Origin of the sequence: Arenibacter arenosicollis, assembly GCF_014397245.1 — a bacterium.
GTDB classification, from domain to species: Bacteria; Bacteroidota; Bacteroidia; order Flavobacteriales; family Flavobacteriaceae; genus Arenibacter; species Arenibacter arenosicollis.
In genome coordinates this window covers 152,007-167,553 of sequence record NZ_JACLHY010000007.1, presented here as the reverse complement: position 1 = coordinate 167,553, position 15,547 = coordinate 152,007, and the positions used below count along the sequence as shown (strand labels likewise).

The following is a 15,547-nucleotide window of genomic DNA, read 5'->3' as shown; positions in this document are numbered from 1 at the left end:
AGGCCATTGAGGCCGATATTATACTTGTTCTATTTATGGTGGGCTAGAAACCTATCGACTCCTCCCATTATATTGTAAAGTTCAAGTTTGTTATTTATTTCTTCCAACATTCTTACCGCCATTTCACTTCTTTTTCCGGATTGACAAAGTAGATAAATTGGTCTTTTGAAGTCCAATTCCTTTATACGGCCCTTTAATTCGTCCAAAGGAATATTTACAGCTTTAACTTGTGGTAAGGAAAAGTTTTCAAATTCCACTTCGGTCCTTACATCGATTATCTGCAGAGCTTTGCCCTCGCTTAACTTTTCTTCAATTACCTCCACACTTATGCCAGCGGTTGCTTCACAAAGATCTGCTCCATAGGATTTTTGAAGTTTTTTCAACATTAAATTTTCTGTTTGAAGACTAAATGTAATGGTTTGATAAGATTGATTCAATCCATTGAACAACAGTAATTTACCATTTAAAACTTCGCCAATACCTGTAACTATTTTTACAGCCTCCAATGCCTGAAGATTTCCAACAATACCGGGAATTACCCCCAAAACCCCATTTATGTTACAATTTGGTATCTCTTCTTGCGTAGGCATGTTGGGAAACAAACATCTGTAGGTTGGGCCGCCTTGATAATTAAAAACGCTAAGCTGTCCTTCAAAGCCTTGTATGGCACCGGAAACAAATGGTTTTTTTAGGATTACACAAGCATCATTTATCAAATAGCGTGTTGGGAAATTGTCGGAGCCATCCATTATAACATCAAATTGTGAAATAATTTCCAAGGCATTGTGTCTAGTGAGAAAAGTATCAAATGTTTTAAATTGTGTGTTGGAATTCTGAATCCTTAATCGCTCCAATACAACCTCCATTTTGGATCTTCCCAAATCCTTTTCTGTATACAGCACTTGTCGTTGCAGGTTGGTGATTTCAATAATATCCTGCTCCACGATACCTATTGTACCTACTCCCATTGCATTCAGATACAGGAGGGCGGGAATTCCCAATCCGCCAGCACCAACCACCAAAATACTGGAGTCCTTCAGCTTTTGTTGGGCTTCGGGTCCGAAATCCTTTAAAATAGTCTGTCTCTGGTATCTATTGAAGTTCATATATAAATAACAATCCGAGTTTAATATTTTCTGCAGTCTGTGGGAACTACCTAATTGGGGGCTAATCTCTGCAATACTTTTTCATAGTCCTCCTTGAAGTTTGCATTCCATAATACTTCTTCGTTCTCAGGAAATACCAATTTAATATTTTCATTGATCAAAAATTTACGCGGACAGGTACCAGGCCCGTTTTCTAAATAATCCAATGATTTTTCTAGACCGGAAGGTTCCCAAATGGCACATAAAGGTTCCGGTAAACCACTTTCCCTGGTGGCAAAGGCAGTAGCCATTTTGTCCGGATTCCTCAAGTCGATCAATTGTTCAAGGGCATCCTGATCCATTAGAGGCAGATCACAGGCCAAAACCAACCAAGCCACGTTAGGATTAAAATTGTGGGCACTTAATAGACCGTTGTAGGGACCTTTAAATTTGTTCCGATCAATAATTAGATTGTGATTCGTAGAGAATTCCGAAGCCTGTTCCTCGCGAATGCTCATATAGGTGTTATCACATACCTGCTGTAGGAGTGTGTAAAGGTATTCGCGTTGTGCTACGCCATGATATTTTATTAAACCTTTATCGGTTCCCATTCTGGTACTTTTTCCACCGGTAAGTACTAGACCATATATTTTAGTGGAGCTCATTATTTGTAGTTAAATTATCCGTGTTCTACCATAAACAAAAATCGTCCCAGGTATGGACACAATGATTTATCCGCCTATGGAGGTCATTGAATTTTCAAATATTCCGACATATTTTTCCTGTTCCTCAAATCCGGTTTTGGATCTACTGCCTATGGCTTTGAGAATCTGATCTTTAATTTTTTCTTTAGCATTTTCACCTCGCATCACCTCCCTAAGATTCATTCTAGGTTTACCATATAGGCAAGTAATCACATCTCCTGTAGCAGATATCCTTAGGCGATTGCAACTGCCACAAAAGGTTCTGGTAAAGGAGGGAATAAGTCCAAAAGTACCCTTGTGTCCCTTTATTTTGTAATTGATGGATGTAGATGTTTTGGGAGATTCAAGCTTGGTAATATCCGCGTATTCCGATTGAATATGGCTCAATATTCTTTTATAATCCCACGTAATGGTGTTGAAGGATTTGCTCCCACCATTGAATGGCATCTCCTCCAAAAAACGAACGGATACCGGATAATGCTTCATCACCTCGAGTATAGGTAATATATCTTGGGTGTTCTGATTTTCGAGCGCAATAAAATTAATGCGGACATTAAATCCTTCCGCAATCAATTTTACCAAATTGTTGTAAACGGTTTCATATTGATTTCGTCTTGTAATACGCTCAAAAGTTTCCTTGTCAATGGCATCGAGGCTAACATTGATATTTTTGATTCCCAAAGATTTTAGTTCCTTGATATGCGGACCGATTAAAGTGGCATTCGTTGTAATCGAAATATCTTTTAACCCTTTTAGATCGGCAAGTTTTCGCAATAATATCATTAGATCCTTCCTTACAAATGGTTCACCACCTGTAATCCGAATTTTATCTATCCCCTGCCCTACCATAATTTCACTCAATTTACAGAGCTCCTCAATAGTAAACAAAGAGTCTTTTTGAGCAAAATTTATACCCTCTGAGGGCATGCAATAGTTGCAGCGCAAGTTGCAACGGTCGGTTACCGCCAAGCGTAGATAATTTATTTTCCTATTGTGATTGTCTATCAGCATTAATCCTCTTTTTTTCTTATCCGCCACTAACTGGTGGAATTAGTGCAATTTCATCAAAATTATCGATTATGGTGTCATCATTTGCATAAGAATTGTTTACTGCCACGGCCAAAGATGATAATTTTTTCAGCTCAGGGTACATTTTACCCAAATATTCCTTTAACTCTTTCACGGTCTTGGATTTTTTCACCCCAAATTCACTTGAGCTTGGCATGGACAATGTTGAGCTACCTATAATGTCCTTTGTAACACCAAAAAGTAATATCGTCATATTTATCCAATTATAGGTTTAGTAGGGACTTGCAATAGTTCCGGGAATTTTGAAAATGGCTGCTGGGTAAATCTATTGCCGGTAGCAGCCTTTAGCGCATTGGCAACAGCTGCACCTGCAGGTGGTAATGTTGGTTCCCCCAATCCCGTTGGTGCTATTTCATTTTGTATCAGATGCGATTCCACTACAGGAATTTCTCCCATCCGTATCAAGCGGTATTTGTCATAATTCTGTGACTGGGGTTTCCCGTCCACAAAGGAGAGATCACCATACATGGCATGGCCCACGCCGTCTATAACACCGCCTTCTATTTGATTTTTGGCGCCCAAAGGGTTAACAACTATACCGCAATCTACCACGCAAGTAACTTTTTTTACGACAGGCATTCCGTTTTCAATTTCCACATCGGCGACTTCCGCAACATGGGAATTATGGCAATAATAAGCAGCAAAACCTTGGAAGACTCCTTCTTCTTTTTTGCCCCAACCCGATTTGTCCACAGCTACTTTGATAACATTTTGCATGCGTTCTGGTGAATATTGGATACGTTCGTCCGTAGTGCCCTTAACTTTTTCCAATAAATCCAAACGTAACTGAATGCGATCCACTTCCATGGTCTCCGCCAGTTCATCAAAGAAACTTTGTTCGGCAAAAGCCAAGAAATTGGTATAAGGTGCTCTCCACGCCCCAGTAGTAATATTGCTTTCATAGTTGGCGACATCCACTTGGTAATTCTCTATGGCACCGGCAGGGAAGAAATTAGGTATTAATCCATACATGTTTCCACCAATAGCTGCCTCCTTTAAATGGTAGGCGGTCACTTGACCGTCTTTTATGGCCGCTTTAATTCTATATTTTATAGCTGGACGATAGGTACCTGCAGTCATATCATCTTCCCGGGAAAACACCAATTTTACCGGCTTTTTTATAGCATTGGCAATTTCCGCTACCTCGTAAACAAAATCCCCGTAAAGCCGCCTTCCAAATCCTCCACCCATACGGGTCATTTCCAAATGAACGTCCTTAACATCCCTACCCAGCATTCCTGCAACAGCGGTGGCTGCAAACTCCGGGGTTTGTACAGGACCTACCAAATGGATCTTTTCATCGGTAATATTGGCGAAAAAATTCATGGGCTCCATACAGTTGTGGGGCAGGAAGGGTGATTCATAGGTACGCTCCAATGTTTTATCGGCCTTGGCAAAGGCTTTTTTGATATCTCCGTCCTTTCTTAGGGTCTTAAATTCCTTTCCATCCAATAATCCAATTAATTGCTTATCCTGAAACTCCGTACTTTCCATAACAGCGTCATCTACCCATCTCGCTGAAATTGCTTCTTTGGCTTTAAGGGCCTCCCAGGTAGTTTTTGCAATGACCACTACTTTATCACTCTTACTCATAGCCACGGTCCAGTTGCCAACTCCTTCTTTTGAAAGTTCCTTAGCCTTTTCGCCTATTCTAATTACATCCAAAACACCGGGCATGGCCTTTGCTTTGGAATCGTCATAAGATTCCAATATTTGACCAAAGGCTGGTGGTCGTAAAACACAGGCGTAGACCATCCCGTCCACCTTGTAATCCAAACCGAAAAGGGGTTTACCTGTTATTATCTTGTCTATGTCCACATTTTGGGCGTCGGTGCCAATAATCTTAAAATTCTTTGGTTCCTTGAGGGTTACACTCTCTGGAACTTCCATGGCCGCCGCCTCCTTGACTACATTACCATATCCTAGGGTTTCGCCTTTGGCATTGCTGATTACACCTTCAGATGTTGTGCATTCAGAGGGGTCTACTCCCCATTTGGCGGCTGCGGCATTTACTAACATTTGACGCGCCGTTGCCCCTGTCTGTCTTAAGGGCTCCCATCCGAGTCGGATAGACTGACTGCCACCTGCAAGCTGTCTGGTATAATTCTCGGTGTCCAAAATTCCCTGTTGTACATAAACCTTATCCCAGGCCACATCCAATTCTTCGGCAATAAGCATGGGCATAGCTGTTTTTACGCCCTGACCAATTTCAGGATTTGGCGAAAAAATGGTTACCGCACCATTATCTGCAATTTTTATAAATGCATTGAAATCATTAAAATTTAACTGGGAAATATCTACAGGTGGTTGCACCTTAGGCTTACAGGCGGTGAAAAGATTAAACCCTATGAGCAGTCCACCACTGGCAAGTGATGAAGTCCTAATAAAGGACCTTCTGTTAAACGTTATTGATGAGTCTGACATAATTTTTTTGTTTTTCATCCTCAATATTTAAAGGATGTATTTTTTTGAGGTAAGCGAATACGGTAACCTTAATGCCCACATGGGAAAGGATTACCCTATTTTGGTGGCTGCAACTTCAACGGCCCTATGAATTCTAGTATAGGAAGCACATCGGCATATATTACCGTGCATAGCTGTCTTTATTTCGTCTGAAGTGGGATTTGGATTTTTGTCCAAAAATGCAGAAGCGGTCATTATTTGTCCAGCTTGGCAATATCCGCATTGTGGCACATCTACTTCCTTCCAGGCCACTTGTACCGGATGGCTGCCATCTTCAGAGAGCCCTTCAATAGTAGTAATTTCCTGTCCGGCCACTGAGGCTATAGGTAAAGAACAACTTCTTACGGCATTGCCACCTAAGTGAACCGTGCATGCACCACATTGGGCAATGCCACAGCCATATTTTGTTCCCACCAAATCCAAATGATCACGTAATACCCATAATAAAGGGGTATCTTCCGCGACATCTACACTATTGGAAACTCCATTAACTTTGATGTCATATTTTGGCATAGTCGATGTTTTTAAGTTGAATTAAGTAATACCCTACAAGGTACCAAATTTAGGGCAAGAATGAATTATTTTAACAGTTTGTTAAGGGGATATTTCATACATGGTTTACAGCCTATCATCCTAGATTATGAACAATAAACGCTAGCGCAAAAGGCCCCTAATTTTAAGCAATAAAATTAAATTAAAGAGAGCTCTTGTCCAAATAACAATCCACATTGGGATGCAACCATAAAAAGGAACCTGGTAATGAAGTGGTAATTTCCTTGCTCAACAACTTTTTTATGGCCTTCTTTTTGTTAGGTCCGGTTAAGAGGAGAATAATTTTTTTAGATTTTAAAATATTGGACATTCCCAATGTTAATCCATATGTTGGCGCGGTCTTCATTTTATTGGCCATGGGATGCTTAAGGGAGGATTTGCTCAAATCTGCTATATGGCAATCCGGGTATAATATTTTAGAGGGTTCGTTAAATCCAATATGTCCATTTTTACCCAAACCTAGAATGCAAATATCTATAGGACCGTGTTCCTGAATTTCGTTTTCCATACGGTCACATTCCTTTTTTGCATCAGTAGGGCTGCTGTCGAAAGAAATATAATTGCTTTTATGAATTTGAAGTGGATCTAATAGATTCTTTTGAAGATAATACTCGGACGTATTGGGATAATCCCCATTGGTCCCTCCCCATTCATCCAATTTTATAATCCTTATTTCCTTGAAAATTTCTGGCGAGCTCTTGTAGGATTCCACCAATTTTTCATAAAGCCTAGTAGGTGAATTTCCCGTAGCGGTGCAAATAAGCTGCTGCGGCTTGTCCTTCAACTGGGACAATACGGAATCAGCAGCCATTTGGCTCATGTTTTCATAATCTGCACAATAATGTATATTCATATCAAGTCCAAGCTTTATCTACTGAAGGTTTATGTAAAATACAAAAATTTAGTGTTCGGCACCCTGCAGCAGCAAAGTTTTAGGCACTTTTATATTAAAGTGTTTTAACTGTCCAAACAGTTCAGTTGATAAATAGTAGTATAATTACCTAATAATCAGATGTAATACAGATCATTTATCAAATTCGAATAATTTTAATAGGGTCAAGTATTTTCAATGATTGATTACTAATATGGACTGCGGAAAAAATGTGAATAAAGTATTTAACAAATATTAACACTCAATTTAAACTTTAATATAATTTTAAATAGTTTTGAGCGTTCTGCTTGTTGAACGTTAAAAATTATGAAAATGAAATTATATATTAGAATGGCGGCTATATGCTTTGGCATAGCCTTATTTGTATCATGCGGAAATGCGGATGATGATGTAAAATATGGTTTAAATACTGGAGGGGACCTAGGTCTTGGAAAGCCAGTGGATGACTGTTTAAATTTAGGTGATGGGGAATTGGTTTTATCCATTCAGGATCAATTTACCACCCTGCCGGGCAAAGTATCTATCTTTTTTAAGGTATCCGATAAGGAAGGAGATCCAGTTCCCGGGCTAAAGGCCAGTCAGTTTACAATTTATGAGCAAGGTAGAAATGATGCCTGTTTTAATACCATATCTACTTCCGAATCATTTGCCAGGATCTCTCCAAATTCACAAATATTCAACAACAATACTATTTTGGTACTAGATTTAAGTAATAGTGTTTTGAGTAGTAGTATGGAAGAATTAAAAAATGCTTCCACTAGCTTTGTAAACAATGTGATGCCTGCAGTAGATACAGAATCGTTTAAAATGGCCATTTATTGGTTCGATGGGGAAGATAAATTGCATGTGTTAAATGAACTTACGCATGTAAAACAGGATTTAGTTTCTTCTATTCAGGGAATCAATGCCAATATTAGTAAAGATCCTTCAACCGATTTATATGGTGCGGTAATTAAAGCTACCGACAAGGCTGAAAAGTTGTTGGCAGAAAGTACTACCAATGACCGTATTGGAGCCGCCTCTGTGGTTATTTTTACGGACGGAACCGATCAGGCTTCGCGCTACACACAAACCGCTGCATTGAAAAAAGTGGATAATGCCAATAAGAACATTGCCTTCTTCAGTATAGGGCTGGGAGCGGAAATTGATGCTAATGTTTTAGGAAAAATAGGTAAGACTTTCAGTGTGTTTGCTGGTAACAAAGAACAATTGGAAACTACCTTCAACGACATTTCATTCAGAGTTTCCGAACAGGCAAATAGCTTTTACCTTTTTGAATACTGTAGTCCAAAACGTGATGGAAGTGGTGAAAATAACCTGGCCATTCAAGTTAAGGAAGGTAACAGACAAGGAGCGGTACAAACTAAATTTAACGCAAAAGGATTTACAGGAGGTTGTGAATAACAGTCATTAAGTTACTTTTAGTCAATAGGTTAGGGCATCAAATTAATTTGATGCCCTTTTTTTTATTAAGATTTCTTTAAGCCTTAACGTCTTTTTCTGCTATATGTCCGTATAACCTTACAGAAAACTATTTGTAAATTTTTTAATCAAAAAGAAATGAAAAAAGTAACGTTAGTTGGTTTGTTGGGAATGGCAGTTTTGGCTTCCTGTGTATCTAAGAAAAAATATGTTGCTCTTGAAGGCGATTTGTCCAATACCAAGAGCATGTTGACAAAAACCCAAGTAGAGAAAGAGGAATTGGAATCCAAAGTTTCCAAAATTGAAGCAAGGGTTGCAGAATACAACGAAAAAATAAATTCTTTACAAGAAATAAACGATTCTCAATTTAGTTCTGTTGATGATGTTGCTGTAATGAGCAACAACACAAAACAAAAAATGAGAGCCACTTTGGCAAAAATAGACCCTAGTGAATTGGCCAAGGCAAAAACTATGGAAGACTCCATGAACCTTGCTATTTCTTATAATTTAAAGAAATCCATTTCCGATGAAGATGATGACGTTCTTGTAGACATTAACAAAACAGTGGTCATGATCAATATTTCAGATAAATTATTGTTCAACTCAGGGAGTTACAAGGTAAGTAGCAAAGCCAACAATATTTTGGCCAAATTGGCCGAAGTGATCAACTCCGAGCCTAGCATGGAAGTCATGGTTGAAGGGCATACCGATTCTAAGACTATAAGCACAGCTATGTTTCAGGATAACTGGGACCTTAGTGTAAAGAGAGCAACTTCAATTGTAAGAATTTTGCAAGATAAGTACAACGTTGACCCTGCTAATTTAATCGCAGCAGGTAGAAGTAGCTATTTGCCATTGGTTGAGAACGACAGCAAAGAAAATATGGCCAAAAACAGACGCACCAGAATTGTGATTATTCCAAACTTGGATAAGTTTTTTGCCCTTTTGGATGCTGAATCCTTATAAGATAAAGTATAATTAAGTTTTAGCACAAGAAACCCCCGATGCCTGGCATCGGGGGTTTTTTTGTCCATGTTGTTCCAATGAATTTGGGCAACCAGAATTTATTATTTCTTCAATTTTTTTACATTCAGTAAATTGAGAATCTTATGAAAAACTTCACTGTTTTCATAGACCCCCTGGAAATCCTGTGAATGGGGTCCGTAGGCAAAAATTGGTACCATGGTCGCAGTATGGTCATCAGTGGTAAAATCGCCCTCGATCATTTTCTTTTCCATATTTCCCTGTGGCATTGTAAATCCGGATGTTTCATGATCTGCCGTAATAACTACCAAGGTGTTTCCAGTTTTATCGGCGAATTTAATGGCCTCGGTTATGGCAACGTCAAAATCTATTCCTTCGGTTACTATACCGGCAACCTCATTCTTATGTCCGTACGAATCTATTTGGGCGGCTTCTACCATTAAAAAGAATGGCTTGTTTTTGGCGTTTAAGAATTGAAGTCCATTTTTAGTGGCTTCTGCCAGTATATTTCCTCTACCTTTCAAAAAGCTGGGAACTTCGTTTTCAGCGAAAAACAATCCAATCTTATCTTTCTTGCTACCTCCTATTTCTGCTACATTCTTTAAAATTGAAAAACCCCTCTCCTCTAATTGATCCTTGTTAAAAATAGACCCCCCTCCCCCAATGAAAAGGGATAGCTTACTCTTTAATAGATCTTCGGCAATTTCCTCGGTGTCATCCCTATCCTTTTGATGGGCATAGAAAGAACTTGGAGTGGCACCTACTATTTTATCGGTAGTTATACAACCACTTATAAACTGATGTTGATCCAATAATTCGGTTATATTCATCAAGGGTTGGCTATTGGTCGCCATACCTATGGATCTATTGTAAGTTTTCGTCCCAGTAGCCAGCGCTGTTCCCGCTGCAGCGGAATCCGTTGTAAAATCGTCAGCGGATTGTGTTTTAATAAAGCCTATACTTTTTAATTGTGTTAAGGTTAGTTTTCCCCCATTGGCCAAAACCGATGAAGAAATTTGGGTTAGTCCGTTACCATCCCCAATAAGCAGTATAACATTTTTGATGCGCTTTTCTGTCTGATCGGACTTGTATGTTGGTGTATATACGTCAGATTTGGCCTTGTTATAATATACCCGGCTCCCTAAAGTTTGTAAATACCCCGATGATTTGTCCGGCATATCCGTATTTATATATTCCACTCCTAAATCATGGAAGGCTTTCCATGCTGTTTTGGAGTCAGGAGTGGCCCAAAAGCGGAAGGGCTTTTGAAAACTATGCGCTTTGTCTATAGTTGTCTTTACTTTTTGCAGGTCTTCGGCGGTTAACCTACCCTTGCCATTCCATCTGGAAAATTTATGAAAGGGAAGGCTTATCAATGCTACTTTTTCCCAAGCATCAGCCGTGGGAATATCGTCCAAACTTTGATAGTCGAACATTATAAACTGTGGATAATTTTTGTACTCTTCGGGCTTGGGTCTATTCCCGGATATTACCATCGTAATATTGGAGTTGTTGATGATAGTGGGATATTTCTCCAGAACGGAGACTATCTTGTTCAAGGTTGTATAGGTTTCGGATTTTATGTCTATCAACAATTGTAGTTCCTGTATTTTTCCCAATTGTAATTCCAGAACCCGTTCAATTGGATCTAAATACAGGCTTTCTATAGTATGGTTATTAATTATATCCTTTTCGTCATGGGTAGCAAACAGGGTATCATTTTTTAAAAAAACATCTACCTCGATGGAGTTGGCCCCATGGGCATAGGCATCCCAGAATGGCATATTCTGTAAATAATCGTTGTGGGAATGTACTTTGAATTGATGTGTTTCCTGTCCTATTATTAAATGAACGGACAGTAAAAAAAGAACTAACAAAAAACCATTTTTCCTAGACATGGATATTGATATTTATTATTATTGATATTAAATTTTACCCTTATTGAAACTTTGTAACTATTCCTGTTTTTGAAGAAATTACCTAGAACAGCCCAATTTAAACAAAACTATATAATTTCTCGTGTTTTAATGGCTGGATGTGGTTAAGTTAACCTATAGATAAACTCTTCCCCGAAAAGGCCGGACACATGGCCAACTTTTTACAAAATCAATGGTCTTAATAGAATTTGCAAACGAGCCGAAAGTAGGGTTTTTGGCGCGATAGTTGTTTTATTAATAACAACCCCAACAAACCTATGTTCATAATGCGTACTAAAAACTAAATTTTGTATCATTTAAAAATTAAAAATCATGGTTGTAATCAACGACATTTTTCAGTATAGCGCTATCAGTGAACTATCCAATTGGTTTAAGGGTGTGGCCATTACCATATTCATTTCTATCGTCACCATTCTATTTATAATGCTTTACTGGATACTTAAATATGGAGACAGTATGCGTATCTCTTTCGGGTATTAGAATTATCTTAAAATTAAGGCATTTTTAAAATTTCCTTCCCCAGATTTTAGATCGATAAGAAATCCATTGACAATGGCATAACGGGGCTTGCCCTGTTGTTCCAATAAAAAGTTAGGATTGATACCTACCCGCATCTTAAATTCAGGTACCTTGTAGTTCTTACCTATGACGTTGATGGGAAGCTCTATAAAATTCTTATCCTTTGGAATATTCTCCACCCTGACATAGGTGAAACCGGAACGCAATAAATCCATAACCTTTAACTGTTCAACCTCTTTTATGGACGCTAAGGTTTTGGGGTAAACCTTTCCGCCAGTCATTGAAAGACCTTTTCCTTCCAAAGTTTCATATCCATAAAAGGTGGAAAGATCTCCCTGATCCACAACCCTACTGCTGTTGTAATAATTTTGGTGCATTGCATCATCCACTTCCAGTTGGTGTATGCCCACATCCAACATATAATTTTTGCCCAACAAATTATAGGTTAGGTTATTGAGTTTTAGATCGAACAGTTTACGATCATTTTCAGGAATTTTTTCATAGTCGGCAAGTGGTATGCTCTTGTAGTTGCCTTTTGCAATACTATAAATTGCCGATAATATGGAAACATAATTAAGTTTTCTTATTTCCTGTTTTTCAGGATCATTATGGTACCCCCCGGATTCAATTAGAATGGCACTTGTACCCCACTTCTGAATATTGTCTCCAAAGGCTCTTGGTTCAAAATCGTCGTTATAACGACCAACTTGGCCTGGCGCATATTTTTGAATAATTTTATTCATATAGACAATGACCTTCATAGCATTGGCACGGACTTCATTGATGTCTTTTTCATAATTGAAGGCTGGGGCCAAATAGGAGATGGTGGCAGGCTTGTTTGTTCTTTCTGCGTTGTAGTACGTGCTTTGGTCATGTAAATTGAATCCAAAATCGGCATTTAAACTATCCCTAACTCTTTTTAAGGTTCTTCCCTCGGGCGATTGCAACGATAGTGCGTCCCTATTGATATCTATGCCCAAGGTATTTCTCCTCTGATAGATTTCAGCGCCATCCGGATTGAGCATTGGTAAAAAATGCAACTTTAGATTTTTTAGAATGTTCTCCTTTTCGCTCTTGAAATCGGTACTGGTTAAAAAGTTTAAAATATCAAATATCGCCTGGGTGGCTGTGGGTTCGTCCCCGTGCATTTGCGACCACAGAAAAACATCGGTCGGGCCTGTTCCAATGCTAATCAAGGAAAGGTTTCTCCCTTCAATGGATTTACCCACAACCGCTACCTTAAATTTAGGGTTGTTGGAAAGGGTGTTTATGAGGGGTTGTATATCTACATGTTTTATCCTTCTTTTATCTAAGGAAGGCTCCTTGTATTTCCCATAGCTAGCATATAAACTGGAGGTAAAATCCTTCTCCTGACCGAAGCTTGAAAACACAATTAAAAAACAAAGGATTAAGGTATATTTATTATGGACCATATTATTATTTTGCTGCTGGAGTTGATTTAAAATTAAGTTTTTTGGAGGCTCTTTTTACTCTTTTTAGAAATTTTTCACCGGGGTCGGTCTTTACGGTTCTATAGCCAGGGTCTTTTTCCAACCATAGGTTGCTGCCCTCAAAAAGGGTATACTCATAGTGGCCAATAAGATAATCGATATCGTATTTGGCTTTTAAATATTTCACTAACCATTTATTAGATCTTAATTGTGCCCGGGTAAGTTTCGTATCCCCTGTACCTCCAACGTTTTCAATGCCAATGGCACAATGATTTAAGCCAATTACGTGTCTGGCCATAGTGGTTTCGGGCATTAGCCTGTAAATTGTTCCATCTTGATCAACCAGAAATTGGGAAGATACATTTAACCCACTGGCCGCGCTTATCTCTGGTCTCCAATCTGGTAAAGTAGGTAATTCAAATGCCTGATACGATTTTTCCAAAGTTGGAATTACCGTCCAATGCAATACTATCATTTTAGGTTCTATGGAAGGTTCTTCTTGAACCAAACCGTAATGGTCGGATAAATATTCCAAGGTGAGATTTTTGCGCTCTTGGTCAAAAATGATGGGTTTGTCTACAATTTCCCGGTTCACAGAACAGGAAAGGGCAAGTAATAGGGTACACAAAAGGATACTGATCTTCATTATTTTTTTCGAATATAAACTAAAGGAATAAAGATACAATATCATTTCAATTCTAGGGAGTCCCTTTTAACCCTATAGTGGATGGTTATTTTTTTTCTTCCCCAATTTAAGGCCTTTTCCTTATCCTCGCCCATGTAGATATCGATGCGATTTTTCCATTTGGAATGCATCCTATCCTTTACCAGATAAATACTGGTATCGCCTTCTATTTTGACCTGGGTATTATAATCCAATCCCAAGGGTATCAAGTCTTTGGAAACGGCAATTATTTTCATGCCCGGCTTCAGCGAATCACCCCAAGCTGTAATACCTGGGTGGATTTTGGAGGTTTGGGAAGGAAAGGAATTATATGCGGTGGCCGTTACCCTTAGCTTTTTCCAGATATACCCATCATCCACAACTTTTTCCTTGCAGGTAGCCAAGGAAAAAAGGATGCCAGGCAGAACTAACCATAGTGTTAGTTGCCGACGATTTAAACCCAATTTACCTACCAAATTATTCACACCAGCTTTTTAGATTAATAAACCCACAAAATAGAGGGTTTGGTATCAGGTAATTAGAAAATTACTTGATATTGTTCTTATCGCTATACCATCTTTTCAGCCATTTGGAAATTCCCTCTAAACCAGGATATATGATCCTTTCAGTAATATTTGCCTGATCGAGCTTATCCCTTATTTCCCACTTTAATCCTGACGGGATAATGACCTTTTTTAAATATTTAGGATGGTTTTTAAGCCACTCCAATGGACTGGAATCCGGATCTAACATAAATGAAAAAAGTGCAAATTGGTTTATTATGCGATCATCAAGGGAAGGTGGCTCAAAAAACACCATGGTGTTTGTGTTCCTACTTGAAAAATCATATAGTTCCTCTAAGGAATTGCCAATCGTTTGTTTCAGTTCCATGGAGCTAAAATAGAAAATATCCTTGCTTAAAATAGGTGTTTTGAGCTCATCCGGCAGGTGCTCCCTTAGTGCTACATAGTTTACCATCCAGATGGCTCCGTCCACATTATAGGTACTCATGTCCTCCGTTAAAAAATGTAATGCAACATTTGGTGAGTGGGTCCAGTCAATTAGTCTTGTGGGCAGCCCATGGTGTTGCCCCAAGGAGATCCAGTTCCAAAGGTTGTTATAATCATCTATCAAGGTGTTTATGGGCGAGTACTTCTTAAAGTTTCTAATCATTGTACCTTCCACTTTAGAAGGTATTCTTCCCAATCTCTGCAGACTGGTTTCTAAACCAAATTGGGCATTATATACTCCTCTATAGGCATACGGAGAGCGAAATCTATCGATCTTATTGTCTTTTTCATTGAATAAATACTCTTGGAGTTCTAACCAATTCTTAGGTTCAAATAACTCGAAATCTGCCATTTTCTGAATAATTTAAGTGCGGACCAACGAAGGGTCCTATTTATGTCAACAATTATGTAAACCAATTTAAGGTTAGGCACTAGCCTTGTATGGGGGCAATGCCTACTTTGTTCCTATATTTTATTTTCAAAACACAATATTCATTTATATACTATTCATTCCCAAAACGGAAACTTGGGAATAATAAATTTAAACCTTTATTTAGAAATAAGTGGAGTCCTTTATAACTGCTTTCAAAACTTAGATATTATAGGCCCCTTAAACCGGACTATTTACCATTTGAGTGGCAACTATTATGTTGAAACCATCAGGTACCTTCTTTGGAACAATAATTTTGTTTTATACCATCTTGGTCGTTTTATACCCTTAATTTTTTTCGAATAAGGTAATTAGAGGTACCTCCATCATAACAAAAATTAGTGC

15 protein-coding genes are annotated in these 15,547 nt (G+C 38.5%); 3 read left to right on the top strand and 12 right to left on the bottom strand.

Annotation, left to right across the window (positions count from 1 at the left end):
* Positions 1 to 29: 29 nt before the first annotated feature.
* From H4O18_RS09515 to H4O18_RS09485, 7 genes are all read right to left on the bottom strand, one after another.
* Entirely contained in the window at positions 30 to 1,106 is a 1,077-nt protein-coding gene (locus H4O18_RS09515) for a HesA/MoeB/ThiF family protein (protein ID WP_187583877.1), read from the bottom strand.
* 50 nt (positions 1,107 to 1,156) lie between these two features.
* Entirely contained in the window at positions 1,157 to 1,750 is a 594-nt protein-coding gene (locus tag H4O18_RS09510; protein WP_187583875.1) for an NTP transferase domain-containing protein, read from the bottom strand.
* Positions 1,751 to 1,816: 66 nt separating this feature from the next.
* A complete protein-coding gene (gene moaA / locus H4O18_RS09505) occupies positions 1,817 to 2,800 on the bottom strand; it encodes a GTP 3',8-cyclase MoaA (protein WP_187583953.1) in 984 nt (327 codons plus the stop codon).
* Between the two features lie 16 nt (positions 2,801 to 2,816).
* Complete coding sequence (locus tag H4O18_RS09500; RefSeq protein WP_187583873.1) at positions 2,817 to 3,071, bottom strand: MoaD/ThiS family protein; 255 nt, start codon at positions 3,069 to 3,071, stop codon at positions 2,817 to 2,819.
* 2 nt (positions 3,072 to 3,073) lie between these two features.
* Entirely contained in the window at positions 3,074 to 5,320 is a 2,247-nt protein-coding gene (locus H4O18_RS09495) for a xanthine dehydrogenase family protein molybdopterin-binding subunit (RefSeq protein WP_187583871.1), read from the bottom strand.
* A 72-nt stretch (positions 5,321 to 5,392) separates the two neighbouring features.
* The gene (locus H4O18_RS09490; RefSeq protein WP_187583869.1) at positions 5,393 to 5,854 is read right to left on the bottom strand and encodes a (2Fe-2S)-binding protein; all 462 of its coding nucleotides are present in this window, start codon (positions 5,852 to 5,854) and stop codon (positions 5,393 to 5,395) included.
* A 181-nt stretch (positions 5,855 to 6,035) separates the two neighbouring features.
* The gene (locus tag H4O18_RS09485; protein WP_187583867.1) at positions 6,036 to 6,746 is read right to left on the bottom strand and encodes a galactosamine-6-phosphate isomerase; all 711 of its coding nucleotides are present in this window, start codon (positions 6,744 to 6,746) and stop codon (positions 6,036 to 6,038) included.
* 351 nt (positions 6,747 to 7,097) lie between these two features.
* Between H4O18_RS09485 and H4O18_RS09480 the strand changes: the two genes are divergently transcribed.
* Positions 7,098 to 8,189, top strand: coding sequence for a vWA domain-containing protein (locus H4O18_RS09480; RefSeq protein ID WP_187583865.1), 1,092 nt, complete (start codon positions 7,098 to 7,100; stop codon positions 8,187 to 8,189).
* 156 nt (positions 8,190 to 8,345) lie between these two features.
* Positions 8,346 to 9,173 carry an OmpA/MotB family protein gene (locus tag H4O18_RS09475; protein ID WP_187583863.1) on the top strand — a complete coding sequence of 276 codons (828 nt, stop codon included), beginning with the start codon at positions 8,346 to 8,348 and terminating at the stop codon, positions 9,171 to 9,173.
* Positions 9,174 to 9,274: 101 nt separating this feature from the next.
* Here H4O18_RS09475 and H4O18_RS09470 read toward each other — a convergent pair whose 3' ends face one another.
* A complete protein-coding gene (locus H4O18_RS09470; RefSeq protein WP_222942381.1) occupies positions 9,275 to 11,089 on the bottom strand; it encodes an alkaline phosphatase in 1,815 nt (604 codons plus the stop codon).
* A gap of 351 nt (positions 11,090 to 11,440) precedes the next feature.
* Here H4O18_RS09470 and H4O18_RS09465 point away from each other — a divergent pair, with 351 nt between their 5' ends.
* The gene (locus H4O18_RS09465; RefSeq protein ID WP_187583861.1) at positions 11,441 to 11,608 is read left to right on the top strand and encodes a hypothetical protein; all 168 of its coding nucleotides are present in this window, start codon (positions 11,441 to 11,443) and stop codon (positions 11,606 to 11,608) included.
* A 2-nt stretch (positions 11,609 to 11,610) separates the two neighbouring features.
* On the opposite strand, the gene H4O18_RS09460 is transcribed toward H4O18_RS09465, so the two are convergent.
* From H4O18_RS09460 to H4O18_RS09445, 4 genes are all read right to left on the bottom strand, one after another.
* Positions 11,611 to 13,038: a M14 family metallopeptidase gene (locus H4O18_RS09460; RefSeq protein ID WP_425489131.1), complete on the bottom strand. Its 1,428-nt coding sequence runs from the start codon at positions 13,036 to 13,038 to the stop codon at positions 11,611 to 11,613.
* A gap of 46 nt (positions 13,039 to 13,084) precedes the next feature.
* Positions 13,085 to 13,744: an N-acetylmuramoyl-L-alanine amidase gene (locus tag H4O18_RS09455; RefSeq protein WP_187583857.1), complete on the bottom strand. Its 660-nt coding sequence runs from the start codon at positions 13,742 to 13,744 to the stop codon at positions 13,085 to 13,087.
* Between the two features lie 41 nt (positions 13,745 to 13,785).
* Positions 13,786 to 14,247 (bottom strand): 3D domain-containing protein, encoded by a 462-nt coding sequence (locus tag H4O18_RS09450; RefSeq protein WP_343065440.1) that lies wholly within the window; start codon positions 14,245 to 14,247, stop codon positions 13,786 to 13,788.
* 61 nt (positions 14,248 to 14,308) lie between these two features.
* The gene (locus H4O18_RS09445; protein ID WP_187583856.1) at positions 14,309 to 15,124 is read right to left on the bottom strand and encodes an FRG domain-containing protein; all 816 of its coding nucleotides are present in this window, start codon (positions 15,122 to 15,124) and stop codon (positions 14,309 to 14,311) included.
* Positions 15,125 to 15,547: the final 423 nt, after the last annotated feature.